Here is a 14,569-nt window from a genome sequence, read left to right as displayed (position 1 = left end):
TCCTCAAATCAATCCTGCCAGATGGAATTCTTCATATAATCGTTTTGGCGTTAGCGGCAGTGTATTGATTGCAACACCGGTAGCCATCTTCACCGCGTTACGAATAGCAGCGGCTACAGGAATTATGGGTGGCTCACCCAGTGACTTATGTCCGTATGCGGATTGCGGTTCATTGATTTCGACAAACGCGCTTTCCAGTTGTGGCAGATCCGGCATGGTCGGCATTTTGTAATCCAGCAGATTGGGGTTACGGACCACGCCGCTTTTCGCATCGATGATCATCTCTTCAAATAGCGCCCAGCCAATGCCCATCCCCATTCCGCCGTGTACCTGACCTTCTGCTAGCAGCGGATTAAGAATATGGCCCGAATCATGAACGTTGAGGATGCGGTTGATGGTGACTTTACACAGTGCAATATCGACCGTCAGATCAACAAAGGTACAGCCAAACGCCGGTGGGTTAGTGGTGGTTTTGATGGAGCTTTCGGCAGAGAGCTGCCCGCCGCGTTCAGGGTGGTAGAAAGCGTCCATCGCCAAATCTTTTAACGACATTAACGGCTCTTCCGGTCGTTCAACCAGCACGATATGGCCTTTTATCAGGGTCAGATTCATCGCTGACTGATGTAGCATGACTGCGGCGTGAGCGATGATTTTCTCTTTTAATAACAGTGCCGCACTGCGCAGCGCAGGCGCGGCAACATAGCTCTGACGTGAGGCAAATGCGCCGGGGTCGAATGGTGTAACGTCGGTGTCTTGTGTCGAAATTACGCGGACATCGCTGACCGGAACTCCCACGGTTTCTGCCACCATTTGCGAGAACACGGTGTCGGCACCCTGGCCGATTTCCGTCGCGCCGCTTTGCACGTTGATGGTTCCATCCTGATTCATCAACAGGCGCGCGCCTGCTATTTCTACGCCGACAGGCCAGGTGTTAGAGGTGTAGCTAAAACAGGCGACGCCAACGCCACGACGTAAATTGCCTTGCTGGTTCTGGCACTCTGCACGGCGTTTTTCCCATTCAAAGATTTTCCGGCCTTTTTCAAGACACTCCGGCAACCCTGCGCTGTAAATACGTTTTCCCGTGAGCGGATTAGCATCTCCTTCGCGGGCGGCGTTGCGTAAACGAATTTCAACAGGATCAATACCTAACGCTGTCGCGGCATCATCAAGCATAGACTCAACGGTAAATACGACTTGTGGCGCGCCATAACCACGCATCGCACCAGCCGAGGGGAGGTTGGTATAGCAGGTCTTTGAACTGTAAGCGTAGGCACAACGAGGATAAAGGTAAGCGACTTTATTCCCCCCAGCAGAAGCAATGGAGTGCCCGTGAGATGCATAAGCGCCGGTGTTAGACAGAACATCCAGACTATAACCTTTCAATGTTCCGTCGCGGTTCACGCCCATTTGCCCGTCAATAGTAAAAGCGTGGCGGGTACGGGTTGCGAGGAAACACTCTTCACGGCTAAGGGAAACTTTCACCGGAATGCCGCCAAGTTTGCTGGTCAGGAATGCCGCCATTGGCTCTTCCAGTACATCCTGTTTATTACCAAAACCGCCACCGATAAACGGTTTGATGACTCGTACGCATGACCAGGGAATATCCAGCGCCTGACCAACCACGCGGCGAACAATGTGCGGGATCTGGGTGCTGGAAACGATGGTAATTCGCGAGTCATCCTCCATCCATGCCAGCGATGTCACGCTTTCCATATGACAATGTTGAATAACGGGAGTCTGATAGTGCCCCTGTACCTGGTAGTCGGCGGCATCGATTGTTTGTTGGACATTACCCGTCGACATCGTGCTTTGTTTCAGTAAATTGCCACCGTTATGGATTGGTGCAGCGTCTTCTGCCAGCGCCGCTTCTGGCGAGGTGATAACGGGTAATTCTTGCCACTCAATGCTGACCAATTGCGCCGCTTTTTCTGCCGTGAGTTCATCGCGGGCCACGACGATGGCAACGGCGTCGCCATGATGACGAACATGGCGAGTTAGCAGTGCGCGATCGGCGGTATCGCGCTTGTTTTCGTCAAGTGTCCAGGCATGCCCTGCCGTGGCGAATGGGATTTCTGGCACATCTTCCCAGGTAAAAATCGCCAGGACGCCCGGCAAACTCCTGGCTTGTTCATCATTAATACTTACGGCATAACCATGTGCGATAGGACTACGTACATATTTCGCGTAACACATGCCCGCCATAACATAATCGTCAGTATATCGTGCCCGCCCGGTGACCTTAGCAATGGCATCGACGCGCATGCATGATTCACCCGTAGCGGTTGCTTCCCGCGCTTCCATAGAAATCCCCTCGGTTTGAACATTTGGTTCTTATGGCAAAGATTTAGTCTTAGCAGGCAAGAATTACGCCAGAAACGACTATATGCGTGAGGGGAGGAAGGAAGTGTGATGACGTTAAAAAAACACAGATATGATACGAAACAGGACTCTGAATAGGGACAGTGATACGTATCAATATGAGTGGCGATAAAATCAATGTGATAAATTAGGATTATTACGCATCAAGGTGGGAAATAGGGTAAAAGTCAGGAACTTCGATACCACTACAGCAAATATTTTGCTGATGATACTTCCCTTTGCCAAATGAAATTAACCTCTTTCTCTATTACATCGCTTTTCCAGAAGCAAGAGATTGGGTATCCAGAAGCCGGCTGCTATGATATGGCGTCTTGTTTTTTAAGCGAGGAAAGATTTTGAGTGCGGGACGCCTGAATAAAAAATCTCTGGGTATCGTGATGTTGTTATCGGTTGGACTGCTTTTGGCGGGCTGTTCGGGTAGCAAATCATCCGATACAGGAACGTATTCCGGCTCCGTTTACACCGTGAAACGGGGGGATACGCTATATCGTATTTCGCGCACCACGGGAACCAGCGTAAAAGAACTGGCGCGACTGAACGGCATTTCCCCCCCTTACACCATTGAAGTAGGTCAGAAACTAAAACTGGGTGGGGCGAAAAGTAGCAGTAGTACACGTAAATCAACCGCCAAATCAACGACCAAAACCGCATCGGTTACACCGTCATCAGCGGTACCGAAATCTTCCTGGCCGCCAGTAGGGCAACGTTGTTGGTTATGGCCAACGACAGGGAAAGTTATCATGCCGTATTCGACAGCAGATGGCGGCAATAAAGGGATTGATATCTCAGCTCCACGGGGTACACCTATTTACGCCGCGGGTGCAGGAAAGGTGGTGTATGTGGGCAACCAGCTGCGTGGCTACGGTAATCTCATCATGATTAAACACAGTGAAGATTACATTACGGCTTACGCCCATAATGACACGATGCTGGTAAATAATGGGCAAAGCGTGAAGGCTGGGCAAAAAATCGCCACTATGGGGAGCACTGATGCGGCATCTGTTCGCCTGCATTTCCAGATTCGTTACCGTGCAACGGCAATTGATCCGCTACGTTACTTGCCGCCTCAGGGCAGCAAGCCAAAATGCTGATGGCGAATTAATCAGCAGTCAGCAGCGTGGTACTTGCTAAGGAGAGCGTAAGGTTTATAATGCCTTACGCATCTCGAAGCGGGCGTAGTTCAATGGTAGAACGAGAGCTTCCCAAGCTCTATACGAGGGTTCGATTCCCTTCGCCCGCTCCAATTTATCTTCACATCATCTACCTGCCATTTTTGTTGTATCTGATTTTCTATATTATCTTAATTCAAGGCTTCAGACTTTTCGCAATCGCCGTAATACTTCCCCATTTTTTTGTAAATAAAAAGCGTTTACGCAATGCAATCGTCATGTATCTTAAATAGTCTTATTTAAGATGTTCAGAACTCTTTGTGTGTTTAACTATCTGATAATTATATAATATTACGAGAGAAGTGATAGAGCGGAATAATAACAAATGAACATTATGAAAACTGGGATGGTTCAAAATTGACGCAATTTTGAACCATCCACAACGGATATTAGCTAAAGAACATTACCGATACGCACAGAATACCCACGATCAGCGTAATCAGATTTCCGATGGAACGCCAGGGTTTAAGCGCCGGGATGAGATACGTTGACAGCGTAGGCATGATGAAAAGTATCATGGCAATGAGCGGGCCGCTGATCGCGTAAATCATCGAAATCGCGTTCGGGTTAATGCAACAAACAATGAAGGTAATCAGCGATACCAACATAATTGATAGTGCGCGGTTAAATGCACGACTTTTCTTTACACCAACCTGCTGTAATGTTGTTTTGACGACCTCTGTGGCACCTTCAATAACGCCAAAGTACGTACCCAAGAATGATTTCGACATCGCAACTACTGCGACAATAATCCCGGAAATTGACAACCATGCTGGGGCGTTCGGCAGCATAGAAAGCGCCGATAAAATGGTAACCCCTTCTTCTTTAGCCGCTTCAATATACGAAGGTGGAATAGAAAGCAGGCAGCTAAAGACAAAGAACAATACACTTATGCAGATGATGAGATAAGCGACTTTCATAATTTTTTTGCATTTATCCATAGCATGTTCGCCATATTTTTCACGTCTGTCTATGGCAAACGTAGAAATAATGGGCGTATGGCTAAAAGCGAAAACCATCACGGGAATCGATATCCATATCTGGTGAAGGGTATTCTGATTGAACTCTACCTGGGTTGTTAATAGATCAGGTTGCCAACTACCGACCAGGTAAATAGAAAGAAATAAGAAATAGGCAATCAATGGGAATACCAAAAATCCCATTACCCGAATGGTTGCATGGCGTCCCATCAGAAAAATGAGATTCAGGATTAATACAACCCCCAGACTCACCAACATACGGATGCGAAGATCAATAACCATATGCTTTGCCAGTTGTTCCGTAAGTGAGTTGGTAATTGCCACTGCATATATCAACACGACGACAAAAAAGGCGATGAAGTACAGCGTGGTAATCAGATTACCAATCTTCTTGCCATAGTAGTGTGTTACCGCGCCCGTTATCCCTTCACCTGCTGATGTTTTCGATGAGAGGATGAACTGGCATAAGGCTTTATGTGGCCAATATGTTAAAGGCCAGGCGACCAGAGCAGTAATAAACAGGACCACAGCCCCCGCCGAACCTAACTGAATAGGAAGGAAGAGCGTGCCTGCACCAACGGCTGTGCCGTAGAGCGCGAAACTCCACAGAGTTTCTTCTTTTGACCAAATATTAGACATTATCTGAACGTATCATCTACAAATTAAACAAAATGGAGGGCAATTTACCATAAACCAGGTTAAGTATGGGAGATTAACGCCTTATCTACCTCTCTATTGGTGGGTTAGTGGTTGCAAACCTTACGTGCCAGTTATGTCTCTGACTACTACTCAGGCGTATTTCCTTTGTGATAATAGTCACTTTTTTTAAACAATTAAGATAACTGTAATTAACAATCATTTACTATTGCACTGTTAATTGGTGCGAGGTTGTGATGAAAGACGTTGTGATTGTCGGGGCGTTACGGACACCTATCGGCTGCTTTCGTGGTGCGTTAGCGGGTCATTCCGCCGTGGAACTTGGCAGCCTGGTCGTCAAAGCGTTAATAGAACGTACCGGCGTTCCTGCATATGCGGTGGATGAAGTGATTCTTGGTCAGGTGTTGACTGCAGGGGCAGGGCAGAATCCGGCAAGACAATCGGCTATTAAAGGTGGTCTTCCTAATAGCGTTTCTGCAATCACTATTAATGACGTTTGTGGTTCCGGGCTTAAAGCACTGCATCTGGCTACTCAGGCGATACAGTGTGGCGAGGCTGATATTGTCATCGCCGGTGGCCAGGAAAACATGAGCCGCGCACCACATGTTCTGACTGATAGCCGCACCGGCGCACAGCTTGGCAATAGCCAGTTGGTTGATAGTCTTGTGCATGATGGGTTGTGGGATGCCTTCAATGATTATCATATTGGTGTCACCGCCGAAAATCTGGCTCGCGAATATGGCATCAGCCGTCAGTTGCAGGATGCTTACGCACTTAGCTCGCAACAAAAAGCGCGAGCGGCGATTGACGCCGGACGATTTAAAGATGAGATCGTCCCGGTAATAACCCAAAGTAACGGTCAGACGTTGGTTGTTGATACCGATGAACAGCCACGCACTGACACCAGCGCAGAAGCCTTAGCCCGTTTAAATCCTTCATTTGATAGTCTCGGTTCTGTGACAGCGGGTAATGCATCATCCATAAACGATGGGGCAGCTGCAGTAATGATGATGAGCGAAGCCAAAGCACGAGCGTTGAATTTACCCGTGCTGGCCCGCATCCGCGCATTTGCCAGCGTTGGTGTGGATCCGGCATTGATGGGAATTGCGCCGGTGTATGCGACCCGCCGTTGCCTGGAGCGTGTTGGCTGGCAGTTGGCTGATGTCGATCTTATCGAGGCTAATGAAGCGTTTGCTGCACAGGCGCTTTCGGTTGGCAAGATGCTTGAATGGGATGAGCGTCGGGTCAATGTCAATGGTGGTGCGATCGCACTCGGTCACCCGATAGGCGCTTCCGGTTGCCGAATCCTGGTTTCTCTTGTTCATGAAATGGTGAAACGTAATGCCCGCAAAGGACTGGCAACGCTTTGTATCGGCGGAGGCCAGGGTGTGGCATTGACCATTGAACGTGACGAGTAGCTCTGCATTTCCTCCTTACCGATAAATATCTGCTGTCATTAATCTGTTGAATAATGATGGCTGGTGAGTCGACATACCTTTTCAGGGCTCCCTGATTTTTCCATTCTCATGACATATTCGTGATCGACACTGCACTTTTTTTAATCCTTAACTTGAAAATGAAACATTGTTTTATTTTTAATTGAAAACCCTATCCCATGGGCATATCATCCCCTCATAGAGAAAACGAAACAGTGTTTCATTGTTGTTTTCTATTTTCACGCTTCACTGATTATCGGAGGTTGATGTGGACGTAAGACAGAGCATCCACAGTACGCACGCAAAAACGCTGGATACCCAGGGGCTGCGCAATGAATTTTTGGTTGAAAAGGTATTTGTCGCCGATGAGTACACCATGGTTTACAGCCACATTGACCGTATTATTGTTGGCGGCATTATGCCGGTAACTAAAACGGTTTCCGTTGGCGGGGAAGTTGGTAAACAACTCGGCGTAAGCTATTTCCTTGAACGTCGCGAGTTAGGTGTTATCAATATTGGCGGTGCCGGTACGATTACTGTCGATGGTCAATGCTATGAAATCGGTCACCGCGACGCCCTGTATGTTGGTAAAGGTGCAAAAGAAGTTGTCTTTGCCAGTATTGATACCGCCACTCCGGCGAAGTTTTATTACAATTGCGCACCCGCGCATACGACGTATCCCACCAAAAAAGTCACACCGGACGAAGTATCTCCAGTCACGTTAGGCGATAACCTCACCAGTAACGGTCGCACGATTAACAAATATTTTGTCCCGGATGTGCTGGAAACCTGCCAATTGAGTATGGGGCTGACGGAGCTGGCTCCAGGTAACTTGTGGAACACCATGCCGTGTCACACCCACGAGCGCCGGATGGAAGTTTATTTCTATTTCAATATGGATGATGACGCCTGCGTTTTCCACATGATGGGGCAACCGCAAGAAACGCGTCACATTGTGATGCATAACGAGCAGGCGGTGATCTCCCCGAGCTGGTCGATCCATTCCGGCGTCGGAACCAAAGCTTATACCTTTATCTGGGGCATGGTCGGTGAAAACCAGGTTTTTGATGATATGGACCATGTGGCCGTTAAAGATTTGCGCTAGTTGTGGGCATAAACGAATAAGGTATTGTTATGATTTTAAGTGCATTTTCTCTCGAAGGTAAAGTTGCGGTCGTCACTGGTTGTGATACTGGGCTGGGCCAGGGGATGGCGTTGGGGCTGGCGCAAGCGGGCTGTGACATTGTTGGCATTAACATCGTTGAACCGACTGAAACCATCAAGCAGGTCACGGCGCTGGGGCGTCGTTTTTTAAGCCTGACCGCCGATCTGCGAAAGATTGATGGCATTCCAGCACTGCTGGATCGCGCGGTAGCTGAGTTTGGTCATATTGATATCCTGGTGAATAACGCCGGATTGATTCGCCGCGAAGACGCTCTCGAATTCAGCGAAAAAGACTGGGACGATGTCATGAACCTGAATATCAAGAGCGTATTCTTCATGTCTCAGGCAGCGGCGAAACACTTTATCGCGCAAGGCAATGGCGGCAAGATTATCAATATCGCGTCAATGCTCTCCTTCCAGGGCGGGATCCGTGTGCCTTCTTATACCGCATCAAAAAGCGGTGTGATGGGCGTGACGCGATTGATGGCGAACGAATGGGCTAAACACAATATTAATGTTAATGCGATAGCTCCGGGTTACATGGCGACCAACAATACTCAACAACTGCGGGCAGATGAACAACGTAGCGCGGAAATTCTCGACCGCATTCCAGCTGGCCGTTGGGGACTGCCGAGTGACCTGATGGGGCCGGTAGTGTTTCTTGCCTCCAGCGCTTCAGATTATGTAAATGGTTATACCATTGCTGTGGATGGCGGTTGGCTGGCGCGTTAATTCATTCCTCTTACTTTTATGACCCTGCCGCATGGCAGGGTTTTTTATATCTGTAGATCATCATAATCCATATCATGGTTATGAAATAATCCATATCAATTATCAATTAATGAACTTTATGAATTTTATCTGCTTTAAAATTAGGTGGTTAATAATAATCTCAATAATTCAACTTAATTTGAAAATTGGAATATCCATCACATAACGACATGTCGTAGCAATTTAATCCATATTTATGCTATTTCCGACCTGACACCTGTGTGAATTGTTCACGTATTTTTTCACTATGTCTTACTCTCTGCTGGCAGGAAAAAATGGTTACTATCAATACGGAATCTGCTTTAACGCCACGTCCTCTGCGGGATACGCGGCGTATGAATATGTTTGTTTCGGTAGCTGCTGCGGTCGCAGGATTGTTATTTGGTCTTGATATCGGCGTAATCGCCCGAGCGTTGCCGTTCATTACCGATCACTTTGTGCTGACCAGTCGTTTGCAGGAATGGGTGGTCAGTAGCATGATGCTCGGCGCAGCAATTGGTGCGCTGTTTAATGGTTGGCTGTCGTTCCGCCTGGGGCGTAAATACAGCCTGATGGCGGGGGCCATCCTGTTTGTACTCGGTTCGATAGGGTCCGCTTTTGCGACCAGCGTAGAGATGTTAATCGCCGCTCGTGTGGTGTTGGGCATTGCTGTCGGGATCGCGTCTTACACCGCTCCTCTATATCTTTCTGAAATGGCAAGTGAAAACGTTCGCGGTAAGATGATCAGCATGTACCAGTTGATGGTCACTCTCGGCATCGTGCTGGCGTTTTTATCCGATACAGCGTTCAGTTATAGCGGTAACTGGCGCGCAATGTTGGGGGTTCTTGCTTTACCAGCAGTTCTGCTGATTATTCTGGTGGTCTTCCTGCCAAATAGCCCGCGCTGGCTGGCGGAAAAGGGGCGTCATATTGAGGCGGAAGAAGTATTGCGTATGCTGCGCGATACGTCGGAAAAAGCGCGAGAAGAACTCAACGAAATTCGTGAAAGCCTGAAGTTAAAACAGGGCGGTTGGGCATTGTTTAAGATCAACCGTAACGTCCGTCGTGCTGTATTTCTCGGTATGTTGTTGCAGGCGATGCAGCAGTTTACCGGTATGAACATCATCATGTACTACGCGCCACGTATCTTCAAAATGGCGGGCTTTACGACCACAGAACAACAGATGATTGCGACTCTGGTCGTGGGGCTGACCTTTATGTTCGCTACCTTCATTGCGGTCTTTACGGTAGATAAAGCAGGGCGTAAGCCGGCTCTGAAAATGGGTTTCAGCGTGATGGCGTTAGGCACTCTGGTGCTGGGTTACTGCCTGATGCAGTTTGATAACGGTACGGCTTCCAGTGGCTTGTCCTGGCTCTCTGTTGGCATGACGATGATGTGTATTGCCGGTTATGCGATGAGCGCCGCGCCAGTGGTGTGGATCTTGTGCTCTGAAATTCAGCCGCTGAAATGCCGCGATTTTGGCATCACCTGCTCAACGACGACAAACTGGGTGTCGAATATGATTATCGGCGCGACCTTCCTGACACTGCTTGATAGCATTGGCGCTGCCGGTACGTTCTGGCTCTACACTGCGCTGAACATTGCGTTTGTGGGCATCACTTTCTGGCTCATTCCGGAAACCAAAAATGTCACGCTGGAACATATCGAGCGCAAACTGATGGCAGGCGAAAAGTTGAGAAATATCGGCGTCTGATTTCACGGGCCGGATGTGCTGTACATCCGGCCCTTTTTTCGTTAATAGAGATTAGGCACCTGGCCGTTGAGGCGTTTGTCTCGTTCCTTATTCAGCCTTGTTGCGGTAACACACATCAGGAGAGAGGAATGAAAACAATTGGTTTGCTGGGAGGAATGAGCTGGGAATCCACTATTCCTTACTATCGTCTGATAAATGAAGGCATTAAACAGCGGCTTGGTGGGCTTCACTCTGCGCAAGTGCTGCTACATAGCGTCGATTTTCATGAAATAGAAGAGTGCCAGCGTCTCGGTGAGTGGGACAAAACCGGGGATATTCTGGCTGAGGCGGCGCTTGGCTTACAGCGGGCGGGCGCAGAAGGTATTGTGTTATGCACCAATACGATGCACAAAGTGGCGGATGCCATTGAGTCTCGTTGCTCTCTGCCTTTCTTACACATAGCGGATGCCACTGGACGTGCAATTACCGGGGCAGGAATGACTCGTGTGGCGCTGCTGGGTACACGTTACACCATGGAACAGGATTTTTATCGCGGGCGGCTGACGGAACAATTTTCCATCAACTGTCTTATTCCTGAAGCGGATGAACGGGCAAAAATTAATCAGATTATTTTTGAAGAACTGTGTCTGGGGCAATTTACCGAAGCGTCACGCGCTTATTATGCGCAAGTGATTGCTCGCCTTGCAGAACAGGGCGCACAGGGCGTCATTTTTGGCTGCACAGAAATTGGTTTACTGGTGCCAGAAGAGCGCAGTGTTCTGCCTGTGTTTGATACCGCGGCGATCCATGCCGAGGATGCTGTCGCTTTTATGCTGTCGTAGCTGACGACAAAATAGCGTCAAGAGAAGTGACCAGTTTCGGTAATCCCGCTTGTAAATGCTCACTAAACGCCTGCACCAGCGCTGATGACGGGCGGTGCAGGGGGCGGATCAGGCTGACGGTGAATGGAACCGCAATGCTGAACCGCCGCACCACTAAACCGCTTGCCGCATAATCCAGTGCGGTGAGCGGGTTAACCACCGAAACGCCTACCCCCGCCCGTACCATTGCGCAGACTGACGCGGCGCTGTGGGTTTCTACGATCATGCGTCGTTTAACCTGATTCTCAGTAAACAATTGATCCAGCAACTGGCGATAGCTGTCAGTACGGGAAAGGCTGATGTAGTTCTCACCGTGAAAATCATCCGGCGTTAATACCTTTTTTACCGCCAGCGGATGGCCCGGAGGTAACACACACACTTCATCTAAAGAGAGTAATTCGGTACGTTCTGTTCCCGCAGGCGTATGGAGCGTTTCAGTGAGTCCTAAATCATGACGCTGGGCCGAGAGCCACTCTTCAAGTAGCGGTGATTCCTGGGGCACGATGTTTAAGCTGACATCGGGATAACGTGCCAGAAAGGGTTGCAGGAGCTGCGGTAAAAAAGATTGCGAAAAGACCGGCAGGCAGGCAATAGACAGTTCTCCCTGGCGAAACTCGCGCAGACTTTCTGCGGCACTGACAATGCGATCCAGTCCGTACCAGGATCGTTGCACTTCTTCAAACAGACGCAGTCCTTGCACGGTAGGATGTAATCGTCCACGTATGCGCTCAAACAATTTCAGCCCGATCACCTTCTCAAAGCGCGCCAGTTCGCGGCTGACGGTTGGCTGTGAGGTGTGTAGCAGGTGTGCCGCCTCAGTCAGGCTTCCGGCGGTCATTACCGCATGAAAAATTTCAATATGACGTAAGTTAACGGCGGCCATTAGCGCTCTCTCGCAATCCGGTAATCCATATCATTTTTGCATAGACTCGACATAAATCGATATTTTTTATTCTTTTTATGATGTGGCGTAATCATAAAAAAGCACTTATCTGGAGTTTGTTATGCCACATTCACTGTTCAGCACTGATACCGATCTCACCGCCGAAAATCTGCTGCGTTTGCCCGCAGAATTTGGCTGCCCGGTGTGGGTCTACGATGCGCAAATTATTCGTCGGCAGATTGCAGCGCTGAAACAGTTTGATGTGGTGCGCTTTGCACAGAAAGCCTGTTCCAATATTCATATTTTGCGCTTAATGCGTGAGCAGGGCGTAAAAGTGGATTCCGTCTCGTTAGGCGAAATAGAGCGTGCACTGGCGGCGGGTTACAATCCGCAAACGCACCCCGATGATATTGTTTTTACGGCAGATGTTATCGATCAGGCGACGCTTGAACGAGTCAGTGAATTGCAAATTCCGGTGAATGCGGGTTCTGTTGATATGCTCGACCAACTGGGTCAGGTTTCGCCAGGGCATCGGGTATGGCTGCGTGTTAATCCGGGGTTTGGTCACGGGCATAGCCAAAAAACCAATACCGGTGGCGAAAACAGCAAGCACGGTATCTGGTACACCGATCTGCCCGCCGCACTGGACGTGATACAACGTCATCATCTACAGCTGGTCGGCATTCACATGCACATTGGTTCTGGCGTCGATTATGCCCATCTGGAACAGGTATGTGGTGCTATGGTGCGTCAGGTCCTCGAGTTCGGTCAGGATTTACAGGCTATTTCTGCGGGCGGTGGGCTTTCTATTCCTTATCAACAGGGTGAAGAGGCGGTTGATACCGAACATTATTATGGTCTGTGGAATGCCGCGCGTGAGCAAATCGCCCGCCATTTGGGCCATCCTGTGAAACTGGAAATTGAACCGGGTCGCTTTCTGGTAGCGCAGGCTGGCGTATTAATTACTCAAGTGCGGAGCGTCAAACAAATGGGTAGCCGCCACTTTGTGCTGGTTGATGCCGGGTTCAACGATCTGATGCGCCCGGCAATGTACGGTAGTTACCACCATATCAGTGCCCTGGCAGCTGATGGTCGTTCTCTGGAACACGCACCAACGGTGGAAACCGTCGTCGCCGGGCCGTTATGTGAATCGGGCGATGTCTTTACCCAGCAGGAAGGGGGAAATGTCGAAACCCGCGCCTTGCCGGAAGTGAAGGCGGGTGATTATCTGGTACTGCATGATACGGGGGCATATGGCGCATCAATGTCATCCAACTACAACAGCCGTCCGCTGTTACCAGAAGTTCTGTTTGATAATGGTCAGGCGCGGTTGATTCGCCGTCGCCAGACCATTGAAGAATTACTGGCGCTGGAATTGCTTTAACTGCGGTTAGTCGCTGGTTGCATGATGACTTGCCTCCAGCGACGGAGTTGACACTGAATGGCGACGTACCAGCGTCGGACTAAAGACATTAGTGATTTCCGGGAGAGGGCGATTATCCGCCAGCGCCAAAGCCAGTTCGGCAGCCTGCGTCGCCATCGTCACGATTGGGTAACGCACGGTGGTCAGGCGCGGACGCACATAGCGTGACACCAGCACATCATCAAAGCCAATTAACGAAATCTCACCCGGTACATCAATACCATTATCATTGAGCACGCCCATCGCGCCCGCCGCCATTGAATCGTTATAACAGGCTACCGCAGTGAAATTTCTGCCTCGTCCCAAAAGCTCGGTCATTGCCTGTTCGCCGCCGCTTTCGTCTGGTTCGCCAAATGTCACCAGCCGGTCATTGGCCGGAATACCACTTTCAGCAAGGGCATCGTAATACCCTTGCAGACGATCTTCGGCGTCAGAAATAGAGTGGTTAGAGCACAGATAACCAATGCGGGTATGACCTTGCTGAATTAAATGACGCGTTGCCAGCCAGGCACCGTAACGATCGTCCAGAGCAATACAACGGTTTTCAAAGCCAGGCAGGATACGGTTGATCAGCACCATACCGGGCATTTGTTTCATTAACGAGGCTAAATCGGCATCCGGGATCATTTTGGCATGGACAACCAGCGCAGCACAGCGATGGCGGATCAGTTGCTCAATGGCCTGACGCTCTTTTTGTTCGTTGTGGTAACCGTTGCCAATCAATAAAAAATTACCAGTGTGATAAGCCACCTGTTCGACCGCTTTCACCATTGCGCCGAAAAACGGATCGGAAACATCACCAACGACCAGACCGATCGTTTCAGTGGTCTGCTGCGCCAGCGCACGGGCGTTGGCGTTCGGGTGATAGCTAAGAGACTCCATTGCACTATGCACAGCAAGCCGGGAAGCTTCGCTGGCTTTGGGTGAATTATTAATGACACGGGAAACGGTGGCGACTGAAACGCCTGCCAGTCGGGCTACATCCTTTATGGTCGCCATGAAAATACCTTAGTGGGTAAACGCTTACATTATTTCAGTGTTACGGAAAACGCCCGTTGGTTCAAGGGGCGGCGTGTTTTCATTGTGGGAATGTGAGCCAAACGCAAATAAGTAAGACAAAAAAAGAGATTGCAAACCTTTGGTTACACTTTGC

11 protein-coding genes and 1 tRNA gene are annotated in these 14,569 nt (G+C 49.4%); 8 read left to right on the top strand and 4 right to left on the bottom strand.

Going from position 1 to position 14,569, the window contains the following annotated elements; translation table 11 throughout:
• Positions 1-3: 3 nt before the first annotated feature.
• Complete coding sequence (gene xdhA, locus C4F37_RS14610) at positions 4-2,301, bottom strand: xanthine dehydrogenase molybdenum-binding subunit XdhA (protein WP_001774036.1); 2,298 nt, start codon at positions 2,299-2,301, stop codon at positions 4-6.
• Between the two features lie 413 nt (positions 2,302-2,714).
• On the opposite strand from xdhA, the gene actS reads away from it, so the two are divergent.
• Together actS and C4F37_RS14595 are read left to right on the top strand one after the other, a co-directional pair.
• Positions 2,715-3,470, top strand: a complete 756-nt coding sequence (gene actS, locus C4F37_RS14600; protein WP_001272558.1) for an amidase activator ActS — start codon at positions 2,715-2,717, stop codon at positions 3,468-3,470.
• Between the two features lie 78 nt (positions 3,471-3,548).
• Positions 3,549-3,622 (top strand) — tRNA-Gly (locus tag C4F37_RS14595).
• Between the two features lie 315 nt (positions 3,623-3,937).
• Here C4F37_RS14595 and C4F37_RS14590 read toward each other — a convergent pair.
• Positions 3,938-5,167 (bottom strand): amino acid permease, encoded by a 1,230-nt coding sequence (locus C4F37_RS14590; RefSeq protein WP_000065950.1) that lies wholly within the window; start codon positions 5,165-5,167, stop codon positions 3,938-3,940.
• A 254-nt stretch (positions 5,168-5,421) separates the two neighbouring features.
• Between C4F37_RS14590 and C4F37_RS14585 the strand changes: the two genes are divergently transcribed.
• From C4F37_RS14585 to ygeA, 5 genes are all read left to right on the top strand, one after another.
• Positions 5,422-6,603, top strand: a complete 1,182-nt coding sequence (locus tag C4F37_RS14585; protein WP_000656011.1) for an acetyl-CoA C-acetyltransferase — start codon at positions 5,422-5,424, stop codon at positions 6,601-6,603.
• A 286-nt stretch (positions 6,604-6,889) separates the two neighbouring features.
• Positions 6,890-7,726 carry a 5-dehydro-4-deoxy-D-glucuronate isomerase gene (gene kduI, locus C4F37_RS14580; protein WP_001774035.1) on the top strand — a complete coding sequence of 279 codons (837 nt, stop codon included), beginning with the start codon at positions 6,890-6,892 and terminating at the stop codon, positions 7,724-7,726.
• Between the two features lie 29 nt (positions 7,727-7,755).
• Positions 7,756-8,517: a 2-dehydro-3-deoxy-D-gluconate 5-dehydrogenase KduD gene (gene kduD, locus C4F37_RS14575; RefSeq protein WP_000603518.1), complete on the top strand. Its 762-nt coding sequence runs from the start codon at positions 7,756-7,758 to the stop codon at positions 8,515-8,517.
• Between the two features lie 314 nt (positions 8,518-8,831).
• Entirely contained in the window at positions 8,832-10,250 is a 1,419-nt protein-coding gene (gene araE / locus C4F37_RS14570) for an arabinose-proton symporter AraE (RefSeq protein ID WP_001539529.1), read from the top strand.
• A 128-nt stretch (positions 10,251-10,378) separates the two neighbouring features.
• Positions 10,379-11,071 (top strand): amino acid racemase, encoded by a 693-nt coding sequence (ygeA, locus tag C4F37_RS14565; RefSeq protein WP_001539527.1) that lies wholly within the window; start codon positions 10,379-10,381, stop codon positions 11,069-11,071.
• On the opposite strand, the gene lysR is transcribed toward ygeA, so the two are convergent.
• On the bottom strand, positions 11,058-11,993 hold the full coding sequence (lysR, locus tag C4F37_RS14560) for a DNA-binding transcriptional regulator LysR (RefSeq protein ID WP_000741810.1): 936 nt from the start codon (positions 11,991-11,993) through the stop codon (positions 11,058-11,060). The two genes, ygeA and lysR, sit on opposite strands and share 14 nt — an antisense overlap.
• Before the next feature lie 121 nt (positions 11,994-12,114).
• On the opposite strand from lysR, the gene lysA reads away from it, so the two are divergent.
• Entirely contained in the window at positions 12,115-13,377 is a 1,263-nt protein-coding gene (lysA, locus tag C4F37_RS14555) for a diaminopimelate decarboxylase (protein ID WP_001120720.1), read from the top strand.
• A gap of 6 nt (positions 13,378-13,383) precedes the next feature.
• On the opposite strand, the gene galR is transcribed toward lysA, so the two are convergent.
• Positions 13,384-14,415, bottom strand: coding sequence for an HTH-type transcriptional regulator GalR (gene galR, locus C4F37_RS14550; RefSeq protein ID WP_000201041.1), 1,032 nt, complete (start codon positions 14,413-14,415; stop codon positions 13,384-13,386).
• Between the last annotated feature and the right edge of the window lie 154 nt (positions 14,416-14,569).

Origin of the sequence: Escherichia sp. R1 (assembly GCF_003000935.1) — a bacterium.
Classification (GTDB): Bacteria; Pseudomonadota; Gammaproteobacteria; order Enterobacterales; family Enterobacteriaceae; genus Escherichia; species Escherichia coli.
Note: the sequence above shows the minus strand (reverse complement) of the source record. Positions and strands in the feature narration are given on the sequence as shown.